The organism is Salinicola endophyticus (genome assembly GCF_040536835.1).
Lineage (GTDB): Bacteria > Pseudomonadota > Gammaproteobacteria > Pseudomonadales > Halomonadaceae > Salinicola > Salinicola endophyticus_A.
Window position 1 is genome coordinate 1296999 of record NZ_CP159578.1, and the last position, 16421, is coordinate 1313419.

At 61.4% G+C, this 16421-nt stretch carries 11 protein-coding genes and 1 tRNA gene; 2 read left to right on the forward strand and 10 right to left on the reverse strand.

The window, feature by feature from the left end:
• The first annotated feature begins 101 nt into the window (after positions 1 to 101).
• The gene (locus ABV408_RS05925) at positions 102 to 1346 is read left to right on the forward strand and encodes a hypothetical protein (RefSeq protein WP_353981528.1); all 1245 of its coding nucleotides are present in this window, start codon (positions 102 to 104) and stop codon (positions 1344 to 1346) included.
• Positions 1347 to 1350: 4 nt separating this feature from the next.
• Here ABV408_RS05925 and ABV408_RS05930 read toward each other — a convergent pair whose 3' ends face one another.
• The 5 genes from ABV408_RS05930 to ABV408_RS05950 form a co-directional block, all read right to left on the reverse strand.
• Positions 1351 to 3468, reverse strand: a complete 2118-nt coding sequence (locus ABV408_RS05930; RefSeq protein WP_405049925.1) for a TonB-dependent siderophore receptor — start codon at positions 3466 to 3468, stop codon at positions 1351 to 1353.
• Positions 3469 to 3662: 194 nt separating this feature from the next.
• Complete coding sequence (locus ABV408_RS05935) at positions 3663 to 4721, reverse strand: AraC family transcriptional regulator (RefSeq protein WP_353981530.1); 1059 nt, start codon at positions 4719 to 4721, stop codon at positions 3663 to 3665.
• 120 nt (positions 4722 to 4841) lie between these two features.
• A complete protein-coding gene (gene lpxO, locus ABV408_RS05940) occupies positions 4842 to 5738 on the reverse strand; it encodes a lipid A hydroxylase LpxO (RefSeq protein ID WP_035470987.1) in 897 nt (298 codons plus the stop codon).
• Positions 5739 to 5847: 109 nt separating this feature from the next.
• Positions 5848 to 6591 (reverse strand): 4'-phosphopantetheinyl transferase superfamily protein, encoded by a 744-nt coding sequence (locus ABV408_RS05945; RefSeq protein ID WP_353981531.1) that lies wholly within the window; start codon positions 6589 to 6591, stop codon positions 5848 to 5850.
• A gap of 51 nt (positions 6592 to 6642) precedes the next feature.
• On the reverse strand, positions 6643 to 7251 hold the full coding sequence (locus tag ABV408_RS05950) for a hypothetical protein (RefSeq protein WP_353981532.1): 609 nt from the start codon (positions 7249 to 7251) through the stop codon (positions 6643 to 6645).
• Positions 7252 to 7334: 83 nt separating this feature from the next.
• Here ABV408_RS05950 and ABV408_RS05955 point away from each other — a divergent pair.
• A tRNA-Ile gene (locus ABV408_RS05955) sits at positions 7335 to 7411 on the forward strand.
• A 377-nt stretch (positions 7412 to 7788) separates the two neighbouring features.
• Here ABV408_RS05955 and ABV408_RS05960 read toward each other — a convergent pair.
• The 5 genes from ABV408_RS05960 to hsdR form a co-directional block, all read right to left on the reverse strand.
• A complete protein-coding gene (locus ABV408_RS05960; RefSeq protein WP_353981533.1) occupies positions 7789 to 8898 on the reverse strand; it encodes a hypothetical protein in 1110 nt (369 codons plus the stop codon).
• Between the two features lie 342 nt (positions 8899 to 9240).
• Positions 9241 to 11022, reverse strand: a complete 1782-nt coding sequence (locus tag ABV408_RS05965) for a restriction endonuclease subunit S (protein WP_353981534.1) — start codon at positions 11020 to 11022, stop codon at positions 9241 to 9243.
• The gene (locus tag ABV408_RS05970; protein WP_353981535.1) at positions 11019 to 12524 is read right to left on the reverse strand and encodes a class I SAM-dependent DNA methyltransferase; all 1506 of its coding nucleotides are present in this window, start codon (positions 12522 to 12524) and stop codon (positions 11019 to 11021) included. The genes ABV408_RS05965 and ABV408_RS05970 overlap by 4 nt, the downstream gene beginning before the upstream one ends.
• Before the next feature lie 10 nt (positions 12525 to 12534).
• Complete coding sequence (locus ABV408_RS05975) at positions 12535 to 13680, reverse strand: hypothetical protein (protein ID WP_353981536.1); 1146 nt, start codon at positions 13678 to 13680, stop codon at positions 12535 to 12537.
• A gap of 22 nt (positions 13681 to 13702) precedes the next feature.
• A complete protein-coding gene (hsdR, locus tag ABV408_RS05980) occupies positions 13703 to 16114 on the reverse strand; it encodes an EcoAI/FtnUII family type I restriction enzme subunit R (RefSeq protein ID WP_353981537.1) in 2412 nt (803 codons plus the stop codon).
• Positions 16115 to 16421: the final 307 nt, after the last annotated feature.

Consider the following 16421-nt stretch of genomic DNA (forward strand, 5'->3'; position numbering starts at 1 on the left):
CAAGATGCAATCCTAATTCAAATACGAACGCTTATCAAAAAGATCGCGCCGCCGTCAGCCCGCCATCCCAAGCCCGACCGGCAGCCAGGAGAGAGAAAACGATGCGCTGGATACTCAAGAGCGCGCTGATCGCGCTGCTGTTCGCCGCGGGGATCGTGCTGGTGGCCTCGCCGCAGGCGTTCGATCAGCGCCTGGTGTCGCTGGAAGCGCAGCGGGCGCTGCCATCTCAGGCGCCGATGCTGGCGCGGGAGTCGCCGGCGCTCAACGCGGTGTTCCTGGCCATTGCCGACGACCCCTCGCTGTGGATGAGCGCGCGGCTGGCGATCCTCCACTACGGCGACGCGGCGCGGGATGTCCTGGTCGACTACGGCCTCGACCCGGCATTCCAGCAGGTGCTCGCCCGCTATGGCGCCGACAGCGTGCTGCCGGTGATCTACTACCGCGAGCACGACATCGCCACGCTGCGGCTGCAGCACTGGCTGGGCGAGCGCTACCGCGAGGCCAGCAGCCGTTTCGACCAGTGGTGGGGCGAAGAGCGCGCGGCTGCCGAGGCGGATAGCGGCCGCCAGGACAGCGCTGGTGACGGCGCCCAGGACGAGACCGGGCACGCGCCTCAGGCGCGGGCCCAGGATGACCAGCCTGCCGAGCTGACGCCGCTGATGCGCGGCCGCCTGGCCATCGCGGCCCTGGCGGTGGAGGGGCACGATCTGCTGCGCGAGTTCGTGATCGGGCCGGATGGCGAGGTGACGCGGGTGCAGAGCGAGCGCCTGGTCAGCGATATCGGCGATCTCTTCACCAGCGGCGTGCGCGATCTCGAGCGCCAGTGGCGTCGCGGCGAGTCGATCGATGCCGTGGATGTCGGCTGGGCCGGGGTCGATCTGCTGGTGATGGCCAGCGCGGTCAAGGTGCTGCGGGCGGGGCGTGCACTGCGCGCCGGCGCGGCGGTGGAGGGGCAGGGCGTACGCGCCGCCTCCCGCGGCGTGCTGGTCGGTGGGCGTTTCGCCACGCTCTCTCGCGGGGCCAAGGTCGCCGCGGTGGCGGGTAGCGCCTATCTGGTGGTGCGCCACCCCAGCCTGATCAGTGCGGCCGGCGCCAGTGCCGCCCGCTGGCTGGGCTGGCCGGTGTGGCTGGGCCAGTTCGGCGTGTGGCTAGTGGTGCTGTGGCCGCTGCTGATCGTGACGCGCTTCGTCTACCGCTGGGTGCTGGCGCCGATGCTGTGGCTGCTGGTGCCGCTATTGAAGATGACCTCGCGCACCCCGCGCTGGCTGGCGCGTTCGGTGCGCCCGGCATCTGCGGGCGCACCGGTGGCAGAGGGGGCGGGGTCGCCTGCGGAGTCGACGCGCTGAGCGCCTAGAACCGGTAAGAGAGCGTGGCGGTCACATTGCGCTCGGCGCCGAAGTAGCAGTAGGTCAGCGAGTTGCACGAGGCAACGTAGGACTTGTCGAGCAGGTTGCCGACGTTGAGCCGGGCGTCCACGCCGCTGAGGCCGATCTCGCTCAGGTCGTAGCCCAGGGTGGCATCGACCAGGGTGTAGTCGGGCAGGGTCTCGCTGTTCTGGCGGTCGGCATAGATCCCGCCGTAGTAGCGTGCGCCGACGCCGGCATCCAGCCCCGCCAGGGCGCCGTGCGCGACATCGTAATGGGCCCACAGGCTGGCCTGGTGGCGCGGCGCGTAGATGGCGTAATTGCCGCTCTCGCCGGGGACGTCGCTCTCCTTGTAGGTAATGTCGGTGTAGGCGTAGCCGGCCTGGAGGTAGAAGGCCTCCGAGAGCCAGGTACGCGCCTCGAGCTCGACCCCCTGGGACTGGATCTCGCCCACCGAGCGGTAGTCATCGTCGGGCTGCTCCTTGGTGGCGACGTTCTCCTGGTTGATGCGGAATAGCGCCACGCTGTACTGGTTGCGGCTGCCCGGCGGCTGATACTTGAGCCCGGTCTCCCACTGGCGGCCCTCCATCGGTTCGAGCAGGTCGCCGTCGGCGCCAGTAAAACTCGTCGGCGTGAAGGCGGTGTTGTAGCTCAGATAGGGGGCGAGGCCGTTGTCGAACCGGTAGAGCAGCCCGGCGCGCCCGCTGAACTGGGTGGCGTCCAGGCTGCTGTCGCTGCCGCCGGCCAGGTGGTTGTCGTTCTCGATATCGACCCAGTCGTAGCGCCCGCCGAGGGTGAGACGCCAGCCCCCGAGCGCCATCTGGTCCTGCAGATAGATGCCGGTCTGGTCGAGATGGTGGGTTTCGTCGGCGTAGACGCTGCGCGCGCTGGTCAAGCCGCCGTCGCGACGCGGGGCGAACGGGTCGATGGGGGAAAAACCGGCGCTCGAATAGGTGACGTCGTTCTTGCGCTTCTGGTAGTCGATCCCCACCAGCACGGTGTGATCGATGAAGCCATCGTTCAGTTTGGCCTCGACCTGGTTGTCCAGCGTCCACGCCTGCAGCGATTCGCGCGCGCCGTAGTAGCCGCGGGCGAGCTGGTTGGTGTCATCGATCCAGCCGAGCTGGGCCACCTGATCCATGCGCACATCGGCGTTGAGATAGCTGAGCTTCTGCCGCGCGACCACGGCATCACTGAAGCGGTGCTCCAGGCGATAGCCGAACAGGCGCTGGTAGCGCTCGAACTTGTCGAAGTCGTCCTGCCCGTCGAAGAAGTCGTTGTCGATATGCCGGCCATTGCGCCGGCTGACCGCCCCCTCATAGGGCACCCCTGAGTGGTAGCCGCCCTCCGGGTCCTTCTGCAGATAGGCCATCACGGTGAGCGTGGTGTCGTCGGTGGCATCCCAGGTGAGCGAGGGCATGATGGCGTAGCGTTCGTCCTCTACCGGGCCGAACTGGGTGTCGGCCTTGCTGCCGAGGCCGACCAGGCGATAAGCGACGCGCCTGCTCTCGCCCAGCGGGCCGGAGAGATCGAAGGCGGCACTGCGGCGGTCGTGATCGCCGCTGCTGAACTGGAGTTCGTGACGCGGGCTGAACAGCGGCTGCTTGCTGGTCAGGGCGACCAGACCGCCGGGGGAAGAGCGCCCGTAGAGCACCGAGGCCGGCCCCTTGACGATCTCCACGTTCTCCAGGAACCAGGGGTCGATCACCATCGAGCTGTAGCCGTTGGTGTCACCCATCAGCTTGAGCCCATCCAGATAGACGTTGCTCAGGCTGCCATCCGAGAAGCCGCGCATGACCAGATAGTCATAGCGGTTGGAGGCCCCCACCTGATTGGTATAGACGCCCGGGGTGTACTCGGCCGCTTCCCGCACGCTGCGCACATGACGGATATCCATCTGTTCGCGGTCGATGCTGGAGACACTCTGTGGGGTCTCGATGAAGGGCGTCTGTGTCTTGGTCGCCGCCGACGGGGCGGTGACGGTGAAGGTATCGAGATCGGCGTTCGCCGGGTCAGCCGCGCTCTGGGCGGCGGCGCTGAGTGGCAGCAGCGAGGCGCCCAGCAGGCAGAGGGTGAACGGAGAGCGGTAGCGCATGGCCGGCATGGTGTTCCCTGTTATCGAATGTGCGTGGATGTAATCGAGAATTATTCACGATTAGGCCGGGCCGCCGCCTATGCCGAATGCCACAAAAGCTATGCGTGCTGCCAAGGCGCTCGCATCGACGGGCACGTTTTGCCCCGCTTGCTGTTCGAGCTTGTCTATTCGACCCTCAGCGTTCGCGTCTCACCGTTCACCTCTTACCGTTCGCTTCTCACTTCACTGGGCGACACGCCGTGGAACTGACGGAAGGCGGTGGCGAAGTTGGTCGCATGGCGATAGCCGGCGTGGCGCGCCGCCTCCTGCACCGGCAGGCCCTCGCGCAGCAGGCGGTGGGCCAGGCGCAGGCGGAACTCGCGCAGCTGATCGAACAGCGAGCGGCCGTAGCGGCAGCGATACTTGCGGCGCAGGGCGCTGGGGCTCATGCAGGCGAGCCGGGCGAGGGCGTCGAGGGAGTGCGCCCGGCCCGGATAACGTTCGAGCTCTGCATGCACCCGGGCCAGCAGCGCGCGGTCCCGAGGGTTCAGCGCGCCGGCGGCCTCCGCGGCGCGGTGCTCGCCGCTATCCATACCCGCGCCGTGCTGTAGCGCCTGCCCCAGCATCTGTAGTGCTAGACCCTCGGTCATCAGCTCGGTACCGGGGGCGCCCGCCGGCCAATGCAGCGACTCTTCGAGGCTACGCAGCAGCGCATCGGAGAGGGAGAGCCTGCGGCAGCCGTTACCCAGCGCCAGGCGTGCTAGCCAGGGAGAGAGATGGGGTGCCTGTGGCGTTTTCAGCAGGGTGAGGTTGATCGCCCGCACCCGCGGCTGGGCCACATGGCGGGCGCTCAGCGGCGGTGGCGGGGTGGCGTCGGGCACGGTGTCCTCGCGCATGGGGTCGTCGGGCACGTCATAGTCGAGCAGGGCGCTCTGGCCGGCGAGCAGCCGGCAGCGCTCGCCACCCAGTGCCAGCTCGGCCTCACCTTCGAGCACCACAATGATCGACAGATGCGGCGGCGCGCCGGGCAGCGCGTGGCTCTCGTAGGTCTGGGCGATGCCGATATCCGAGCTGACCCACTGGCACCCGGGCCATGGCTGACACTCGGCGATCCGCCCCTCGACCACGCAGCGCGAGCCGCCGGGGCGGCCAGCCTCGAAGTCGGGGAAACGGTGGGCGAGATGGTAGCGCCGCTCGAAGTGGGCGAAATCGTCGACGCTCAGGGCGCGGTGGGGGGCCACGCCAGCGGCGGGCACGGTATCCGGGGTGGGGGAGGTGGGCATCGGCGAGACCTGGCAGCGAAAAGCAGTGCGGTAGCGTCGATGGCATGACGGCGATGCCATCGACGCTCTGGCGAGTAAACGATAATACGTTTCATTCGCTACTTGCTGCCAGTCTCTTCTTTACCAGGCGATGATCGCGATCACCACCAGCGCGAACAGTGCCCACTTGATGGCGTAGTAGAGCGTCTTGTTGCGCTTCTTCAGCGCCTTGCCCTGGCGGCGCACCGCGTAGAGATACTTGAAGGCGCGGTTGAGGCCGCCGGTGCGGTCGTTGTCATCGTTGGGCGAGCTGGCGGCGGCCATCAGGGTGCGCCCGACGAAGCGGTTGAGACGCCGCGCCCAGCCGTACTTCATCGGCCGCTCGATATCGCAGAACAGAATCAGGCGGTCCTGATCCGAGCCGTTCTCCGCGCGGTGCAGGTAGGTCTCGTCGAACATCACCGCTTCACCGTCGCGCCAGCTGTACTTCTCGCCGTCGACATCGATATAGCAGCGGTCGTCGTTGGGTGTCACCAGCCCCAGGTGGTAGCGCAGCGAACCGGCGTAGGGGTCGCGGTGCAGGGTCAGATGGCTGCCGGCGGGCAGCTCGGCGAACATCGCCGCCTTGACGTTGGGAATGCCGGCGAGCAGCTCGGTGGTACGCGGGCAGAGCTGGCGCGCGGAGGGGTGGCTCTCGCCGTACCACTTGAGATAGAAGCGCTTCCAGCCGCGGCGGAAGAAGGAGTTGAAGCCGGCATCGTCATAGCGCGAGGAGGCCTTGATATGGTCCTGCAGCGCCATCGCCTCGTCGCGAATCTCCTGCCAGTTGCCGGTCAGACGCTCCAGCTCCGGGTAGTTGCCGAGGTCGTGATAGGGCTGGTCCTTGTCGCGGCCGAAGAGGGTCATCAGCGCATTGATCGGCGCCATGAAGGTCGAGTGGTCGGAGATCTGACGCAGCGGCCGATGGCGCACTCGACCCCGATAGTGGGTATAGAGCACGCTGGCAATGAACAGCAGGATGAGAATCCACTTGATCATGGAGAGTCCGTTTCCATAGCAGAAGGTGTAAGGGTCAGGTGTCGGATATGAGAGTCAGGTCTCGGGCGAGCGTCTCAGGGGATAGTGTGAGAGATAACTTTTTGCCTGCTCACGATTGTCGCGGAATCGTGACCAGCGTCAAGTGATAGCCATCCACCCGTGCCACCTGGCCAGTGAGCCTACGCCCCGCCGGCCACTGCGGTGACAGCGTCTTGCCCAGCTCCAGCGTGACCGCACCGGCGGCGGGCTGCCACGCGACCAGCCGAGCGTGGGGAAAGTAGAAGCGCTGGCGCACCAGCGGATAGAGCGCCTTGAACAGGCTCTCCTTGAGCGAGAACACCTGGGTCACGAAGGCCGCCTGCTGCGCCGGCGGCAGGCTTGCCAGCCACTCGCGCTCGCTCTCCACCAGAATCTGCGGCGCCAGGCGCTGCGCGCGGGCCGGGTCGAGCTCGCCCTCGGCATCCAGGCCGATACCGGCAAGGCACGAGCGCTTTGCCACCACGCTCGCTGCCAACCCCTGGCTATGGGTGATCGAGCCCACGCAGCCCGCGGGCCACAGCGGCAGGCGTTCGCTATCCGCCTGCGGCGTGGCGGGCGTGCCGGTGAGCGCGCCCAGCGCCTGCCGCGCGCACAAACGCCCGGCCAGATACTCGGCGCGGCGCTTGGCGGCGGCACTGGCCAGACGCTCCGGCAGGGCGACCTGCCACGCCGAGAGATCCGCCTCGCTCAGTGCATCGACAGCAAAGTGGAGCCGGGCACAGTGCGCCCCCGCGAGCGGCTGCGGCCAGGGCCAGGCGGTGCTTTCACCCTGGCAACCCGGCGGCAGCGTCTCAGATGAAGCGCTCGTGCTCACGGGCGCATCGGCGCCCATCCTCGGGCTCATACCGGCAGGCCCACTCATGAATCAGCGGTCGACCAGCAGGGCATCGAGCGTGACCGGCACTTCATCGCCGATCTGCTGATAGCCCAGCAGCGAGAGGATCGTGCGCACGGTGCCGTTCTTCATCAGCTGCTTGCCATCCAGCGACACCGGCTCGGCGTTGCGCACTCGGACCCGATCCTCGGCCTCGCGGGTGAAGCGCACCGGCAGGCGCTCCTGGCGCTGCTCGCCGTTGGCATCGGTGCGCAGCTTCAGCACCTCGACGGTGGACTGCCCCACGCGCAGCGAGTTGATGCGCTCCGGCGGCAGCTGGGTCACCACCGTGACCAGGGTGGAGTTGGTCAGCGACGACATCCACGGCGGCAGTTGGCCCAGCCGATCCAGCAGATCGGTCTGGTTGAGCCGCACCGGCAGCCGCAGCGTGCCATCCGCGCTGATCTCGCCCTCCATGCGCTGGAGCGCGTGCTGATGGGGGATCCGCTGGCCGCTGCTGGTGATCTCGGTCACCTCCGCGGTGACCTTTGAGTGGCTGGGGTCCATCTGCCACGCCGCCTGCGCCACACCGCCGAACGCCGACGCGGCGCTCAGCAGGACGACGCCGGCAACGCGGCGTAAAAGCGTATTCGATGACATGGTGTCCTCCCTGGACAGAGACGAGCGGGGCAACGTCTGGTCTGCGCCCCCGGCTTTGGGTATCATACGGCTCCCGCGTTTCAGGGCCTATAGCTCAGTTGGTTAGAGCAGGGGACTCATAATCCCTTGGTCGTAGGTTCAAGTCCTACTGGGCCCACCACAGTTTCCCGTCTTTCAGGTCTACCCCGGACCATTTCAGGGCTCGAGTGCCTACTCTCGAACTGCCTATATCCAAGCACCAGCTTCTCCAACTGATGCGCTTCGCGCGCTCGACCCCGCGATTGGCGCTATGCCGTGCTGCCCGCGCAGACGAACGGCGTGCCGGGCCGATCTCTTGGGCAACGCCCAGGCGGTTCGGTTCAGCGCGTTGTGCTGTTCAGAGGGGGCATGGAATGCCTGGCTGGTAGATCAGCGAAGAGCGCGAGGGATGTTAAGTCCCTCGTCAGGTTGTATTGGCTGACGCGACTTCGCTTGCTGGGGAAGGCTACGCGCGGCAGCGGTGGCATCGTTGGTTAGGGGAAAACAGGACTTCGCCCCTCAGTTGATGCCCCAGGCCTGCTTCAAACGGGTAACGGTGTGTTCCCACTTCGGGGTTGTCGGCTTGCACACGGTGTTCTGGTTGCCGAATAGACCCACCTCGCTGAATGCCTGCGATGTAGGGAATGAGGTTACCCAGCGAACAGGCACGAGGTACTCCGCTGTCTCCTCCTCTCCCTCTGCCACCGATCGGTGGATGTGCGGATATTCGTTCAGGGTGACGATCTCTTGTAGCCGAGAGGGCCCCTGTTCCGTCTCGACCATGAATTGATCGGCGCGGCAGCGCTCTCCCATCACCTCGGCGACTCCGACATAGCCGGTTTTGGGGATGTTGACCCAGACACGGTCTCCCTCCGAGAGCATCGCCAACGTTTTCGAGTACCAGGCCGCACCGCCGCCCGCGATGAAGCCATAGCGGCGTGCCAGCTCCCAAGGCCGGTCATCGCCGAAGGAGGCGTAGAACTCGCCGTTCCAGGGCGATTTACGTGTCTTGCGCACGGCTGGTTGAGTGGGTTCGTCCGGGTCGATCATCCAGGCGCGACTGAGATAGTGGTTACCCTGATCCTCGAAGGCTGAGAAGAACATGGCATTGATCGAGAGCTGGGCATGCGCGTTGAGGTAGTTGATGATCCGTTCGCTACTGGCGTCGAGCTGGGTGGCGACGACGACCAGTTGGTGATTCTCGTTGAGGGTGACGCTATCCAGCGGGATGCCGAACTTGGCCTCGAACGCCTCCTCGAGAGACGCGTGAGGGCGCTGATGGCGTTCGGCGAAGGCCTGGTATATCTCGATCAGCTGGTAGTCGGCCAGGGTGACGATCCAGGAGGCATAGTCGATGGCCTGAGCCACCACGTCGCGGGGCGTCTTGTCGCGCTTGAGCTCGATGACGATGACCGTGCCGTTGGCGTCGATGGCCAGCAGGTCGATCAGCTTGTCGAAGCCGGTGCGTACCTGCCGGCCGATTAGCAGCCAGTCTCGATTGAGGATCGAGACATCCTGCATGATCTGCTCTTCCAGCAGCCCCTCGTCAGCCAAGCCCGTAGGCCGCAGTTTTTGCGGCAACTCGCCCGTCGTACCTGCCAGCTTCCAGATGCCTTGCTCAATGGCCATTTAGGCGCCTTCTTGCGGTTTGGTTGTGAATAGCGTTGCTTAGCCCATGGGGGATGCTATTTCATGGTTGTCTACACGGCCCCCGCTTCTTGGCTCTCACGAGCTTACGCGGGGGCTTGGTTGTATTCTCGCCGCCTTACTTGGTTCACCAGCGCGCCCAGCCCGATGGAGCTCCCATATCCTCCAGCGATAGCCTCCGCCTGGAATGCGGCACAACGAGCCTGCAACCGTCGATGCCACCCGGTATTGAGCAGACTGCCTTGATGACATTACGCCCAATGCTTCTTAGGGTGAGCAGCGCCAACGGCTCTTGAAACGACTTCCACGGGCGATCGTAAGCCATCAGCCCACCGCCTGTTCCACTACCGTTTCGATAAGGTGTTTGCGGGTCTCGCCGGCCTTGGCCAGGCGAACCTTGAGCTGGTCGCAGAGGGCCATCAGCTTGTCGACTTTATCGACGATGCGCTTTTGCTCTTCAAATGGGGGCAGCGGAGTAGATGCACTCCTTATGAGACCGACATTCAATGTTGGCTGTGCCAAAGTTCGCGTATCCTTGCCGAACCTAACTTGCATGAACTCTGTTTGCAATAGCATCAGGATATAGCTTTCTGAAACCAGCTTGGTGGGCATGATTCGGCAAATCGCTCGTGCAATATTCGCTCCCTTCCAGCTGTTTGGAGCTACACCAAGTTTTCCGATGCTTCCCACGACACAGAGAAGGATCTCTCCTCCATTAAGTCGAGTCTTAGCGAATTTTTTGTCAACCTCATGGGAGATGCTTTTCTCTGGCTGATCAGAAGGGTTGCTCAAAGACAGGTCAGCAACCCTAACTAAAGGGACGCCATTTTTTGGCTCAGGACCAGGAACAAGTACGCCGTAAGAAATAGAAAATTTCGGATCTACAATATTTTCAAACCGAGTCCAGGCCCAATCTTTTGGAAGTTCAAAGAGAAAGTCATCTTCAGTTACGTCAGGAATTTTCTTTGTCTTCTTGATCTTCCCCTCCTTGACCAGTTGCGCCTTCTCCTCGGCAATTCTTTCCAGCAGCACACTGGCGGGCTCGTCGCCGGGGTCCTGCTCCACCAGTCGTCCCATCACCGCCAATTGGAGGATGGTCTTCTTGAGCTTGTCGATGCTGGCTTCTGTGGTGAACAGGGTATCGAAGTGCTCGGCTACGCGGGCCCAATTCTCGGTTGATTCGGCGGCATCCGTGGAGCGGGTGAGGGCATCGAGCAGGGTATCGACCAACACCTCATGGGCTTCAAGCTGATCGCCGACCTGCTGCTCTAGGCGGTCGCAGAGGGCCATTAGCTCGTCGACTTTTTCTACGATGCGGTGTTGTTCACTCAAGGGAGGTAATGGAACTGCAAGCAGCTTTACTGAACCTGAGTTTAATTCAACTTGTTTAGTGCTTCCTGATACCAAGGAGTCTTTATGGTCAGGCTCTATTCTTTTCTGAATGCTGGGAGATGAAATGTAATTCAGGATATGACATGGCTCGGTAATCAGTGGGCGAACTATTGTCACATGTGAATCGACAACAGTTGAGTGCTGCGGCTCTTTAACTACAATGGCTCGGCCAACAGTACCTGTGCCTGTAGAGTTCCAGAGGATGTCGTTTTTTCGGATATATCGCTCATCCTGATAGCCATTCAGGCTGTTGTCATCGACAAAGCGCGTGGTGCTTAGATTCAATCCTGACCATTGGACGCATTTCTGAGAAATAACCCGTACCTTGCCTGATTCTGCGTATTTCGGGCCCTTTCCACGCTGGATATATTCACTGACGGCCTCCATGCGAGCCCAAGCCCACCCTTCTGGCAGCCCAAACGGTTTCTCTTCGTCCGCCACTTCCTTCAGGTTCTTCGGCTTCTTGATCTTCCCTTCCTTGACCAGCCGGGTCTTTTCTTCGGCGATACGATCCAATAGCACGCTGGCGGGCTCTTCGCTCGGGTCTTGCTCCACCAGTTTGCCGCGCACGGCGAGCTCCAGGATCAGCTCGCGCAGCTTCTTGATACCGGTGAGTTCGATTTTCCCGTTGTTGCCACGCCCCGTGCCGCTTTTGTGCGTCACGGCGCCGGTCCAGAGGTCGAGATGGTCGGTTATCAGCTCCTTAGTGCTCATACCGACTCCTCAGTTTGTTGCTGTTCGGCCTGGTCTTGAGGCGTTCGGCTGAGCGCGTCGCCGAGCACGGTCTTCAACTGATCGCGCAGCTCCTGGATCTCGGCCTGCTGGCGAGCGTATTGTGCGAGTAGCTCGTCGGGGTCGTGGCTGACCTGCTCTTCCTGCCAGGGGTTCTTGATGTCCAGGTTGTAGTTGCGCGCCTTGATCTCCTCGATGCCGACCTTCCAGGCCTGCTCGGTTTCCTGGCGGCTGGCGAAGCCATCGGCCTCGTCGCCCCACCAGTCGATCTCGGTGGCGAACTCCTCGACGCGCATAGGCTTGGTCTTGTTGTAGTTCTTATAGCCCTCTGGATAGGGGTGCTCGTAGTACCACACCTGTTCGGTCGGCTGGCCCTTGGTGAAAAACAGCAGGTTGGTCTTGATGCCGGTGTAGGGGTTGAACACGCCGTTGGGCAGGCGAACGATGGTGTGCAGGTTGCACTCGCTGAGCAGCTTTTCCTTGAGGCGCGTCTTCATGCCCTCGCCGAACAGGAAACCGTCCGGCAGCACCACGGCGGCGCGGCCTTCATATTTCAGCAGGCGGATGAACAGCGCCAGGAACAGATCGGCGGTTTCACGAGTGCGGAATTCCGCCGGGAAGTTGTTCTCGATGCCATCTTCTTCGGTGCCACCAAACGGTGGGTTAGCGACGATGACATCGACACGTTCCTTCGGACCCCAGTCACGGTAAGGGCGATTCAGGGTGTTGTCGTGACGAATCTGGCTGGGCACCTCGATGCCGTGCAGGATCATGTTGGTGGTGGCCAACAGGTGCGGCAGCGGTTTCTTCTCCCAGCCGTAGATGCTGCGTTGCAGTGTTTGCTCGTCGTCCGGGGTCTGCACATAGTGCTTGCGCTTGTGTTCGATGGCGCAGGTCAGGAAGCCACCAGTGCCGCAGGCCGGATCCAGCACGGTCTCGGCGAGCTTGGGATCGATGCGGTTGACCATGAACTCGGTCACGGCGCGCGGTGTGTAGAACTCACCGGCATTACCGGCGCTTTGCAGGTCCTTGAGGATCTGCTCGTACATGTCGCCGAAGGCGTGACGCTGCTGAGAGGCGTTGAAGTCGATACCGTCTTCGATGCGGTTGATCACCTGGCGCAGCAGTTGGCCGGACTTCATGTAGTTGTAGGCGTCTTCGAACACGCTGCGGATGACGGCGGCGCGGGCGTCGCCGCCGGCATCCAGCTGTTGCAACCTTGGAAAGAGGGTGTTGTCGATGAAGCCCTTCAGGCCATCGCCAGTCAGCCCCTCCGAGTTAGCGGCCCAGCTTCTCCAGCGCAATTGCTCGGGGATGGGGCTCACGTAGTCGTCATAGACCAGCTCCCATTCCCGTTCACGGTCATCGTAGATTTTCAGGAACAGCATCCAGACCAGCTGGCCGATGCGCTGGGCGTCGCCGTCGACGCCGACGTCTTTGCGCATGATGTCCTGGATGCTCTTGATGGTGGTGCTGATGCTCATGAAATAGGGGTCATCCAAGGTGGGAAATAAGCCATGGCCACAATTCTACAGCATGGGTGGCGACCCATGAATAGAAACGTGTTAGCAAAGAAAACCACTCCTGAAGTGATCTGTAAATGTCGGAAGGCGTTGTGCTGAGCGTTGCGATGGCTGTAAAGATTACCGTTATGATCACAAGGACGATGTTTAGTTTTTTGTACTGTTTTTCGACTCTTTGCTGGCTGGCCGCTTGTGCCTCTTTCTGTTCCCGGTACGCGTTGGTGAGCCTCTTGTGATTCAATATTTCCTGCTCGAATCTTTCTCGTTCTTCAGCGTGCAATTGCTTCAGGCGCTGGTTCTCTTGATGCCAAAGTTGTTGCTCTTTCTGCCAGGCTTTATTTTGATTTGCGTAAAATTGGTGCCTTTGTTGGATGTCTTCTTTCTTGCGTTCCTCTTCAATGAGTTCGGCAATGCCTGATAGTTGCTGGACTAGTTCGTTGTGCAGTTCATCGATGTGCCAGTGTGTTTTTAGTTTTTTCCAAACGGCCAAAAGCTCGTGCCGGTCGAGCTCGACAGGTTGGCCAAAGTAGTCAGTGGCATTGTAGGAGAGCACCTCCTTGTAAAGCTTGGAAAGCTCTGAAGAGTTGCCGCTGTTGATGGAGTCGACCAGCTTTTCTATGCAGCGTTGAATCACTCTGCCATAGGCTACCGTTAGCGCAAGGCATAATAGGACGCGATGAAATTGGTGTTCGTCATTGGATACGTAGACAAGCCCTTTTCTGTCTGTGACAAAATCGCGATCTCGAGTTGTCTCTACAAAGCTGGATAGCCCCAGGGCATTAGAATGCCTCAAGAATTCGGAAGACTGGCGGCGCATGTCTTCTCTGGAAACAGCCTGTTCTCGAGGCAGCCACATGGCCTTGGCTAAATAATTGCTTTCTTCGTCCGCAGCTTTGGGGGAGTCCGAGAACTCGACTTTCAGCTCTATCTTGAAAAGGCTTCGGCTAAATTTTTTTTGGAAGAAGCCCAGGTGCCAGATTTTTCCATCATGGCTCTCTGTAAAACTAGCGCTTCTGAGAATTGGCGCTAGCAAGAAGCCAATGCCTTTGTCATCGATCCTGAGCCATTTTTCATGGCTTTCGTTTGCAGATGATTTCGAAATATAGGCGTATCTCAAGGTGTCATGCTCTTATTGATCTTTAGCTGGCGTAAATTTGCATCTCAAGTTCCCGCACGGCTTCGTGATAGCCGGCCTTGCCACCGAAGGCACCGGCCAGTTCCACGACGGTGCCGAGCCGGTCCAGCGGTGCCATCTGTAGGACTTTAGTGTCCTCGATCGTGGCCACGCCGTTGTCGGCGTACTTGTCGAGCAGCGCGTCCAGCACGGCGCGGGCCTGACCCTCGTAACGCTCGAAGTAATCCGACTGGCGGGCCTTGGCCGCGCGCTGGCGGCGGGTGAGTGCGGGTTGGCCGTAGACAATGTGCAAAATGGCGTCGAAGGGATCTGGCGCATCGCCGAGGGTCTTCTCGACCTCGCTGGTAAGGTCTTCCCAGAACACGCCTTGCTCTGCCAATTCATCCAGCACGGCTTGTTTGCGGTCGCTGGCTTCCCAGTGACGTAGGAAGTCACTCAGAGTGGCGTAATGAGCGCGTACCGTCTTGCGGGTGTAATCGGTCAGCTCTTCGGTGATCAGCTTGCCATCTGGGCCCATATACTGCACGCGTCGGCCAATGACCGCCACGGTGACGTTATCCACTATGTACCTTCTGCGCGGCTCGCCGATGACAAGCCCCTCGTCATCTTCTCCGGTGGGGTAGGGATACGTCGGTGACTCATCATCAGGAGAGACGACATCTTCGTCCGTAGGATCACTCCCGTCATCCGTGTCTTCGGTATCGTCGTCTTCTATGGGCAGTAGTGGGTCGTTGGCGCCTGGCACGTAGACCTTTTCTGGTTCGCCATCGAAGGCGGGATCGGCAAACAGCTCCGTGGCCTTACGGAAGTCCAGAATCGTGAACCAAAACTTATCGTGCTCTGCATCAATCCGCGTACCGCGCCCGATGATTTGCTTGAACTCGGTCATCGACTGAATGCGCTGGTCGAGCACGATCAGCTTGCAGGTCTTGGCGTCGACGCCGGTGGTCATCAGCTTGCTGGTGACGGCGATCACCGGATAAGGCTCTTCGGGGTCGATGAAGTGATCCAGTTCGGCCTTACCCTCGAGCTCATCCCCGGTGATACGCATCACGTATTTACGATTCCTGGCCACGTGCTCAGGGTTGAGATTGACCAACGCTTGGCGCATCCGCTCGGCATGATCGATGTTCTCGCAGAAGACGATGGTCTTTTGCATCGGGTCGGTCTGGGTCAGGTAATCGGTGACGGTGCGCGCGACCAGCTCGGTGCGTTGCGTCAGAATTAGATTGCGGTCGAAGTCGCGCTGGTTATAGATACGATCCTCGATCAACTCTCCATAAATATCAGTCTGGCCCTCACTGGGGCGCCATCCTTGCAGGTCGCGGTCCAGATCGATCCGAATCACCTTATAGGGTGCCAGGTAGCCGTCGTCGATGCCTTGCTTGAGTGAGTAGGTATAGATGGGCTCGCCAAAGTAGTGAATATTGGAAACCTCGTTGGTCTCCTTGGGCGTCGCGGTCAGCCCGATATGTGTCGCCCCGCTGAAGTAGTCCAGAATGGCGCGCCAGGCGGAGTCTTCGGCGGCGCTGCCCCGGTGGCATTCGTCGATGACGATCAGGTCGAAGAAGTCCGGGCTGAACTGCTTGTAGATGTTCTGCTCTTCTTCGCTGCCGGTGACGGCCTGATACAGCGAGAGGTAGATCTCGTGAGATTTCTCTACCTGGCGCTTGGTGATCTTGGTCATGGCCGCGCCGAAGGGCTTGAAGTCGCCACTCTTGGTCTGGTCGACGAGTACGTTACGGTCGGCCAGAAACAGGATGCGCTGCTTGCGCCCGGCCTTCCACAGTCGCCAGATCAGCTGGAAAGCGGTGTAGGTCTTGCCAGTGCCGGTGGCCATCACCAGCAGCAGGCGATCCTGCCCTTTGGCGATGGCTTCGACCGTGCGATTGACCGCGACCATCTGGTAGTAGCGGGGCGTGCGGCCGCTGCCGTCGTCGTAGAAGGGCTGCTCGACGACCGGGCGTGCCTCTTCACTTAGGCCTTTCCAGCGGCGGTAGCCGTGCCAGAGCGCATCGGGCCCGGGGAGCTGATCGAGCGCCAGTGTGGTCTCGGCCTGATCGAAGACCAGGCGGTGGGGGTCGCTGAACAGGAAGCCGCTGCCGTTGGAGCTAATGGCGAAGGGGACATCGAGTTTCTCTGCGTAGGCCTGGGCCTGCTGCATGCCATGGCCCAGGCTGTGGCTGGAGTCCTTGGCCTCGATAACGGCGATGGGTTGGTTTTTCTGGAAAGACAGCACGTAATCCGCCCGACGTGGGTGCGCCCGGTGGTGCATGCGACCGCGTACCGTGATGCGGCCATCACTGACGGGATACTCCTCGCGCACCTGGGTATGAATATCCCACCCAGCCTGCTGGATAGCGGGGGTGATGTACTTGGTGCAGATATCCCGTTCGCTTAGCGCTGTCTTTCCCATGTCACCGTTTCCCTACGCTGGGGCTATTATCATATCTTGAAGATACGTAAATTTTACCATTCTCTCCGCTAGTCCGGGACAAGATAGATGCAGTCTGTCAGCCGGGGAGCGTATGGCCCTCTCCAAGAGCGCTGTGATCGGTGGAGTGGAGTACATGTCAGATGCTTGTGTTGTTTGGGAAAAACCCAAGCAACTGATTTTGTTGTTTTTTTAGGGGTGGTGGGTTTTTGTTCTGGATTTCAGAGGCTTGTTGTTTGATAAGCGAGTAAATGACTTCTCGGTCTTCGGGGCCGGTGCTACTTGGTCC

Coding starts and splice junctions, on each gene's coding strand:
- ABV408_RS05950 (WP_353981532.1), bottom strand. CDS start 7,251: ATGTCATCGAATACGCTTTTACGCCGCGTTGCCGGCGTCGTCCTGCTG.
- ABV408_RS05925 (WP_353981528.1), top strand. CDS start 102: ATGCGCTGGATACTCAAGAGCGCGCTGATCGCGCTGCTGTTCGCCGCG.
- ABV408_RS05960 (WP_353981533.1), bottom strand. CDS start 8,898: ATGGCCATTGAGCAAGGCATCTGGAAGCTGGCAGGTACGACGGGCGAG.
- ABV408_RS05930 (WP_405049925.1), bottom strand. CDS start 3,468: ATGCCGGCCATGCGCTACCGCTCTCCGTTCACCCTCTGCCTGCTGGGC.
- hsdR (WP_353981537.1), bottom strand. CDS start 16,114: ATGGGAAAGACAGCGCTAAGCGAACGGGATATCTGCACCAAGTACATC.
- lpxO (WP_035470987.1), bottom strand. CDS start 5,738: ATGATCAAGTGGATTCTCATCCTGCTGTTCATTGCCAGCGTGCTCTAT.
- ABV408_RS05970 (WP_353981535.1), bottom strand. CDS start 12,524: ATGAGCATCAGCACCACCATCAAGAGCATCCAGGACATCATGCGCAAA.
- ABV408_RS05935 (WP_353981530.1), bottom strand. CDS start 4,721: ATGCCCACCTCCCCCACCCCGGATACCGTGCCCGCCGCTGGCGTGGCC.
- ABV408_RS05965 (WP_353981534.1), bottom strand. CDS start 11,022: ATGAGCACTAAGGAGCTGATAACCGACCATCTCGACCTCTGGACCGGC.